The organism is Mycobacterium kyogaense (genome assembly GCF_003254575.1).
Classification (GTDB): domain Bacteria; phylum Actinomycetota; class Actinomycetes; order Mycobacteriales; family Mycobacteriaceae; genus Mycobacterium; species Mycobacterium kyogaense.
The window spans coordinates 1-7,244 of record NZ_QJUA01000082.1; the positions used below are offsets into that span (position 1 = coordinate 1).

At 68.4% G+C, this 7,244-nt stretch carries 5 protein-coding genes; 1 reads left to right on the forward strand and 4 read right to left on the reverse strand.

Features of this window, described 5'->3' with window-relative positions; genetic code table 11:
* Positions 1-172: 172 nt before the first annotated feature.
* Complete coding sequence (locus tag DMB80_RS27405; RefSeq protein ID WP_111512707.1) at positions 173-1,354, reverse strand: lysylphosphatidylglycerol synthase transmembrane domain-containing protein; 1,182 nt, start codon at positions 1,352-1,354, stop codon at positions 173-175.
* Between the two features lie 77 nt (positions 1,355-1,431).
* Between DMB80_RS27405 and DMB80_RS27410 the strand changes: the two genes are divergently transcribed.
* Complete coding sequence (locus tag DMB80_RS27410) at positions 1,432-2,580, forward strand: AI-2E family transporter (protein ID WP_111512708.1); 1,149 nt, start codon at positions 1,432-1,434, stop codon at positions 2,578-2,580.
* Here DMB80_RS27410 and mmpL3 read toward each other — a convergent pair whose 3' ends face one another.
* The 3 genes from mmpL3 to trmB form a co-directional block, all read right to left on the reverse strand.
* Complete coding sequence (gene mmpL3 / locus DMB80_RS27415; RefSeq protein ID WP_111512709.1) at positions 2,581-5,565, reverse strand: trehalose monomycolate exporter MmpL3; 2,985 nt, start codon at positions 5,563-5,565, stop codon at positions 2,581-2,583. It abuts the gene before it with no gap.
* Positions 5,566-5,636: 71 nt separating this feature from the next.
* A complete protein-coding gene (locus DMB80_RS27420) occupies positions 5,637-6,320 on the reverse strand; it encodes an NYN domain-containing protein (protein WP_111512710.1) in 684 nt (227 codons plus the stop codon).
* A complete protein-coding gene (gene trmB, locus DMB80_RS27425) occupies positions 6,317-7,081 on the reverse strand; it encodes a tRNA (guanosine(46)-N7)-methyltransferase TrmB (protein WP_111512711.1) in 765 nt (254 codons plus the stop codon). Before trmB ends, DMB80_RS27420 begins: the two co-directional genes overlap by 4 nt.
* Positions 7,082-7,244: the final 163 nt, after the last annotated feature.

Here is a 7,244-nt window from a genome sequence, read left to right on the forward strand (position 1 = left end):
GCATCGGCCGACGTCGGCGTGGCACTCGACGGCGGTGCCGACGTCGTCGAGCTGGCGGTGTCGGGGGTGGGCGCTGGCGAGCAGGCCGAGGAGAACACAGTCAGCGCGGCCACCGTGAGTACGGCGAAGGTTCGGGGCAGTGTCGTTCGGGACGGTGTCGTTCGGGGCAGTGTCATGAGGCCTGTTGGGTCTCCTCGGGCGGCGGCGGATGCGGGGCTTCCGGGTCCGGGCTGAACTGCGGGAAGATCTCCTCGACGGCAGCCGGCGCCGCCGCGGGGGCCGCGATGTCGATGGCGGTGTCGCTGTCGAGGTCTTTCTCGGTGCGGAACATGAAGAAGAACACCACCCAGCCGATCGCGGCGATGAAGATCCAGCTGATCAGCCGGTAGATCAACATCGCCGAGATCGCCGACGCCAACGACATTCCGCTCGACACCAGGCCCGGTACCAGCACCGCCTCCACCACCAGCAGCCCGCCGGGCATCAGCGGGATGGAGCCGACGGCGCGCGCCGCGGCGTAGGCCACGGTCACGCCGGCCAGCGACGGGTGACCGCCTGTGGCGTAGCAGGCGGCGAGCAGACAGCCGACGTCGGCGATCCAGTTGAACAGCGACCAGCTGAACGCCACCGACAGATCCCGGCGGCCCAACTGCACCGACTCGAGTTGCGCGAGGATCTCCCGCCACTTCGCCAGCCCGGTGTCGGTGGGTCGGCCGCGGAAGGAGTTGAACCAGCTGAGCACCCGCACCCCGATGCCGTCGATCAGCTCGGGACGTGTGGCGACGGCCTGGGCGAGCAGCACCAATGCCAGGAAACCGCCGAGCGAGAAGATCAGCGACAACGGGTTCTTGCTCGCGCCGAGCAGGAACGCGCCCCCGAGACCGAGCAGCGCGAGCCCCACCACCTGCAGCACACCCGACATGACCAGCTGCCAGGACGCCACCAGCGGGGACGCCCCCCACAGCCGCTGCTGGCGGTAGATGAACGTCGCCGAGAGCACCGGGCCGCCCGGCATCGTGGTCGAGAGCGCGTTGCCGGCGTAGAACGCGGCCTCGCTGCGCCACTGCTGCACGCGAACGCCCGCCGAGGCCAGCAGCGTGCGCTGGATCTGCGCGAAACTGTGCATCGACGCCATCGCCGCGAGCGCCGCGACCAGCACCCACCACCAGTCCGCCGAGTACAGGCTCTTCCAGGCTTTGGCCAGCTGATCGCGCACCAGCAGCAGTTCCACGGCCAGCACGATCACCGCGACGGCGATGAGCACCCATCGCAGCCACCAGTACTTGCCCCGGGCGGGTCGCTCCGAACCGGCGCCGGCCGCGTGCGGCTGCGCCGGGGGAGCGTCGTGTGACACGCCCTACAGGGTAAGGCGTTGACCCGCCCGAACCGGTACAGCGTAGCCGCGGCGAGAAGTGCCGTTACGCTACCGGAATGTCTGCGCGTCCGTTTGTGGACCCGTCCGCCGACGAGTCGGTCAGCCCGCTGATCCGCAAGGGTGCTGCGTGGGCATGGCGACTCCTCGTCATCTTCGGTGCCCTGTTCGCGGCCCTCTGGGTGGTCATCCAGGTCGAGGTCATCGTCGTCCCCGTCGCGCTGGCCACGCTCGCCGCCGCGCTGCTGATGCCCGCGGTGGACTTCCTGGACCGCCGCGGGGCCCCACGCGGTGGGGCGGTGGCGCTGATCCTGCTCGGCGGATTGGCCCTGGTCGGGGGCATGCTCAGCTTCGTCGTCAGCCAGTTCATCGAGGGCACCCCCGCGCTGGTCGAGCAGGTCACCCGCAGCATCGACGGGCTGCGCCGCTGGCTCATCGACGGGCCGCTGGGCCTGAGCCGGGAGCAGATAGACAACGCCGGTAACTCGGCGATCCAGGCGCTACGCGACAACCAGGAGAAGGTCACCAGCGGAGCGCTGTCCACCGCGGGCACCCTCACCGAGATCCTCACCGGCGCCCTGCTGGTGCTGTTCACGCTGATCTTCCTGCTGCACGGCGGCCGCAACATCTTCGAGTTCGTCACCCGGATCTTTCCTTCCGACACCCGCAAGCGGGTCCGCGAGGCGGGCCGAGCGGGCTTCCATTCGCTCATCGGCTACGTGCGGGCCACCTTCCTGGTGGCGCTCGTCGACGCGCTCGGCATCGGCGTCGGCCTGGCGATCATGGGTGTTCCCCTGGCGTTGCCGCTGGCCTCGCTGGTGTTCCTCGGCGCGTTCATTCCGCTCGTCGGTGCCGTGGTCACCGGCTTCCTGGCCGTGATCGTCGCGCTGCTGACCAAGGGCATGATCTATGCGCTGATCACGCTCGGCCTGATCCTGGCGGTGCAGCAGCTGGAAGGCCATGTGCTGCAGCCGCTGGTCATGGGCCGCGCGGTGTCGATCCACCCGCTGGCCGTCGTCCTCGCAATCGCCGGCGGCGGCGTGCTCGCCGGCATCGTCGGTGCGCTACTCGCGGTGCCGGTGCTGGCGTTCCTCAACAGCGCGATCCGCGTTCTGGTCGCCGACGATCCTGCAGAGGTGCAGGCCGCCGCCGAGGCCGACGACGGACCGGTGATCAGCGCCGAACCGGACGACGTGGAGCAGAGCTAGCTACAGCCGGCCCTCGCGCCGCAGTAGTTCCTGCGCGCTCAACCCGCTGCCGCCGCGCCGTGGGGCGTCTTTGTCGGGCCGGGTGTTGAGCTTCTCGGTGGCCGTGTCCGCGTCAGACGCACGCGCGGTCGGGATCGCCCGCGTCGCGTCGTCCTCGGTGTCGTCCTCGGCGCGCTGCGCCGGGATCGCCGTCGTCGGTTCCGCCGCATCCCGGTTGGACCGGGGATCCGGTATCGCCCGGGTCGGCTCGCCGGACGGCCGCACCGGAGCCGGTGTGGCGGGCGAGCCGCCCGTACCCCGCAGGTCACCGAGCCACGATTCGATCTCGCGGTCGTCACGCTGAGGCGGGGTCGACGGTGCGTCGGGCCGCTGGCCGCGCTGGGTGACCGCATCCGCCGCGCTGTTGACGGCGTTGCGGACGGCGTTCTTGGCCACCGACAGGCGGGTGGTCTGCGGCTCCGAATCCGGCACCGGGGGACGCGGAGCGGGCCCCGGCAGCCGCGAGGTGCCGGCCCCTGACGGACCGGCGAACCCTGTCGGTCCGCCCGGTCGCTGCGCGGTGGCGATGCGGGTCGTCACGCCTGCGCGGTCGGGCGCAGGGTGGCCGGGATCGTGCGGCGGCAGTGCCCGCTGCGGGGCGGCGACCGGTGCGCCGGCGCCGACGAGTGCCTCGGCCGGTGCGGTCTCGCGCACGGTCGGGCGTTTGCGCTCGTCGGGCAGTTCGGTCTCGCCCAGGCCCAGCTTCTCCTGCACCCGCTTCATCCACCGCGGCGCCCACCAGCAGTCGTCGCCGAGCAGCTTCATGATCGCGGGCACCAGGAACATCCGGATGATCGTCGCGTCCAACAGCAGCGCGATCAGCAGGCCGAACGCCAGGTACTTCATCATCACCAGGTCAGAGAATGCGAAGGCACCCACCACGACGGCGAGCACCAGCGCGGCGCCGGTGATCAATCGACCGGTGGTGGCCGTGCCGATGCGAATCGACTCCGCGGTCGACATGCCACGCGCCCGCGCCTCGACCATGCGGGACACCAGGAACACCTCGTAGTCGGTGGACAGACCCCAGATCACCGCGATGATCAGGCCGATCATCGGTGCCATCAGTGGCTGCGGGGTGTAGTTCAGCAGCCCGGAGCCATGGCCGTCCTCGACGAACATCCACGTCAGGATGCCCATGGTCGAGCCCAGCGTCAGCGCACTCATCAACGCGGCCTTGATCGGCAGCACGATCGACCCGAACGCCAGGAACATCAGCACCGTGGTGGTCAGGATCAGCACCACGACCATCAGCGGAAGCTTGTCGAACAGGCTTTGAATGCTGTCCTGAGCCAGCGCTTGAGTGCCGCCCACCAACACCGTCGTGCCGCGCGGAGGGGCCAGTGCGCGCAGTTGGTCGATCTTCGCGGGGGCGTCAGCGCTGTTGACCAGGCCGTTCTGCAGGACCCGCACCGACGGATCCTTCGACCCGCCCTCCTGGACGGATCGCTCCTGCCACATCTTCGAGGGCTCGTCGCTGTCAGTGAAACCGGGAACTGTCTCCGCCTTGGCCCGCAAATCGGCGACCTGCTGATCGGTGACAGGCTGCCCGTTGTCGCTCTGGATCACCAGCGTCAGCGGTTCGGTGCGGTACGTGGGGAAATCCTTGTCGAACTGAGCCTGCGCCATCCGCACCGGATTGTCCGGTGGCAGGTATTTCTCGCTGTACCCACCGAGAGCGAGCTGTCCTAGCGGTATCACCAGCAGGATCATCACGATCAGGATCGGCGCCGCGAATGCGATGGGCCGCTTCATCACGACGTTGACCAGCCTGCCCCAGAAGCCCTTCTCGACCTCTTCCCGGGTCTTGGTCTTCTGCGTCTTCTCGGCCAGCCATTCGAGGTAGACACGCATCGGCTTCCAGTTGCGGAAGAACGGCACCCGCAGCAGCGTCCGCACTCCCAGCGCGTCCACGTTGGCGCCCAGGATCCCGAGTGTCGCGGGCAGCACGGTGATCGACAGGAAAGCCGCCAGCAGCACCGACGCGATGATCGCGTAAGTGATCGATTTGAGGAAGCCCAGCGGGATGAGCAGCAGGGGAAGCGACGAGGCCACGATGATCACCGCAGAGAACGCCACAGTGCGGCCCGAGGTCATCACCGCCCGCCGCACCGAGGCCTCCACGTCGTAGCCCTCGGCGAGTTCCTCCCTGAAGCGACTGACTATGAACAGGCCGTAGTCGATGGCGATGCCGAATCCCATCATCGTCACGACCGGCTGGGCGAAGAAGTGCACGTCCATGAAGTTGGCGGTGAACCGCAAGATGCCGAGCGCGCCGGCGATCGTCAGGCCGCCGATGATCGCGGGCAGGGCGGCCGCGACGGCACCACCGAAGACGAAGAACAGCACCACGGCCACCAGCGGCACGATGGCGAGCTCGGCGCGCTTCTGGTCGGTGGCGATGGTTCCGGTCAGCTCACTGGCGATGGGGTTGAGGCCCGCCAGCTGAATATTGCCGTCGTTGATCTGACGCAACGCCGGTTCGACTGCCTGGTAGTTCTTCAGGATCGCGTCATCGTTGTCGCCTTGAAGCGGGATGCTGACGAACGTTTTCGAGCCATCTGCCGTCTTCATCTGCTGCACGGTTTCGGACGTGCTGTCGGGTGCTCGCAGCCAACCGACCCAGCTGACTATCTGGTCCTTGTGCTCATCGACGACCTTGTTGAGCTCGCCGGTGACTTCATTCTGCCACGCCGGATCAGTGACCTTCTCGCCGTCCGGCGGCGTCAGGATGGCTACGACGTGGCTGACGCGGTCACGCCCGTACACCTCGTCGCCGAGCACCGAAGCCTTGACCGACTGGCTGCCCTCATCAAAGAAACCGCTCTGGGTGACGTGCTGTCCCAGGCTCATGCCGTAGACACCGCCGCCCAGGCACAGTGCGACCATGACACCGATAACGATGTATCGGTACTGGTACACCGTTCGACCCCACCAGGCGAACACTTCAGCTCCTCATCATCTGCGAATGTGTGGCCGTCGGCGCGTAGCCGGCCCAACCAGGCTTACCCACTGTTCTAGACACGAGACGCCAACAGCGAGGACAGCGGCCGGAACGGCTGCAGCCACGCGCCCTGCTCGGGTAGTGAATCAAGCCCGATTCTCGGTAGCGGCTCCCGGAAGACACCAGGGATGTCCTCCAGATCGACGAACTCCAAGGTATCCGACGCTAACGCCCAACTGGCATGTTCGCGAAATCCGAGAACCTGGACGGCGACCCCGTCACGGGCGATGTCTTCCAGCGGCAGGCGGAACGCCTGACCGTCCGCCGACGCCACGATCAGTCCGGCCAATCCCTCACCGCGGCGCAGCGCGATGTGGTCGAGCATGTCGGAGTCGACGTCGCTGTCCTCGTCGATCTTGGGCTTGGCGAAGACAGCGAACCCGACGTTGCGCAACGCTTCCACCCACGGGCGCACCACGTCCGCGCTACCAGGGGCGATGTTGGTGAACACCGTGGCTTCGGGCTCCAGCGGCGGCCCCGTCGGGTGTTGCGCCGACAGATCGGCGGTGCGGGACAGCAGCCACCGGCCCAGCGCGTCGAAACGCGGCCGGTGCGCGGCGGTCGGCCGGCCGCCGAGGATCGCGCCGAGCCCCATGTCGAGGTTCGGGGCGTCCCACACCAGCAGCACCCGCGCGGGCACGGTGTCGGCGCGGTTCTCGCTCTCGATGTGATCGGCGACGTCGTGGGTCACGCTCATGACCTCTCCCACAGCAACTCCGTGACGAGGGGTCCGGCCAGCGCTTTGCGTTCGTATTTGGTCTCGGGCCGTGCGGTCGAGATCGGGAGGTGGGCGTCCTGGCTGACGCGCCGCAGCCGTGGCTCGGCATCGCCGACCTCGGCGATCTGCTCCGCGTAACCCTGGTGGTCGGTGGCGGCGTGGAGGATCCCGCCGGGGCGCAGTCGGTCGGCCATCAGCGCGACGGTGTCGGGTTGCAGCAGCCGGCGCTTGTGGTGGCGGGCCTTGGGCCACGGATCGGGGAAGAACACGCGCACGCCGGTCAGCGACCCGGGCGTGAGCATGTGGGTGAGCACGTCGACGCCGTCGCCGCGGATCAGCCGGATGTTGGTCACGCCCTCACGGTCGATCGCGGACAGCAGCTGGGCCAGTCCGCGCTTGTAGACCTCGACGGCGATGACGTCGAGGTGTGGCTCGTCCTGCGCCATCGCCAGCGTGGAGGTTCCGGTGCCGCAGCCGATCTCCAGCACCAGCGGGGCTTGCCTGCCGAACCAGGCATCGGTGTCCAGCGGGGTGGCGGGTTCGTCACCGGTGCGGGCCAGCAGGCCGAGCTCCGGCCAGCGCGCATCCCAGACGGCCTGCTGGCGATCGGAGATGCTCGACCGGCGCGCGCGGAAGCTGGTGACCCGGCGCGGGTGATGAACGGCGGGTGATCCGGTGCCCGTGACGTCGGGGTCGACATCGCTGGAAGAGGGCACACGCATCGGTCCATCGTCGCTCATCACGGACTCACTCCCTGCATCGTGTTACAGATTGATACCCAACAGTTGCCTTCGGCTGGTATGCGGACGCCCGCCCGGAATTGGTGCGCCGAGCTGCCCGATTCGGATGTCACGATCACCTGGCAGGCGGGCGGGCGTCCGCATACCAGCCGAAGGCAACTGT

Excerpts from the sequence above, each read along its gene's own strand:
- DMB80_RS27410 (WP_111512708.1), top strand. The coding sequence starts at position 1,432 with ATGTCTGCGCGTCCGTTTGTGGACCCGTCCGCCGACGAGTCGGTCAGC.
- DMB80_RS27420 (WP_111512710.1), bottom strand. The coding sequence starts at position 6,320 with ATGAGCGTGACCCACGACGTCGCCGATCACATCGAGAGCGAGAACCGC.
- trmB (WP_111512711.1), bottom strand. The coding sequence starts at position 7,081 with ATGAGCGACGATGGACCGATGCGTGTGCCCTCTTCCAGCGATGTCGAC.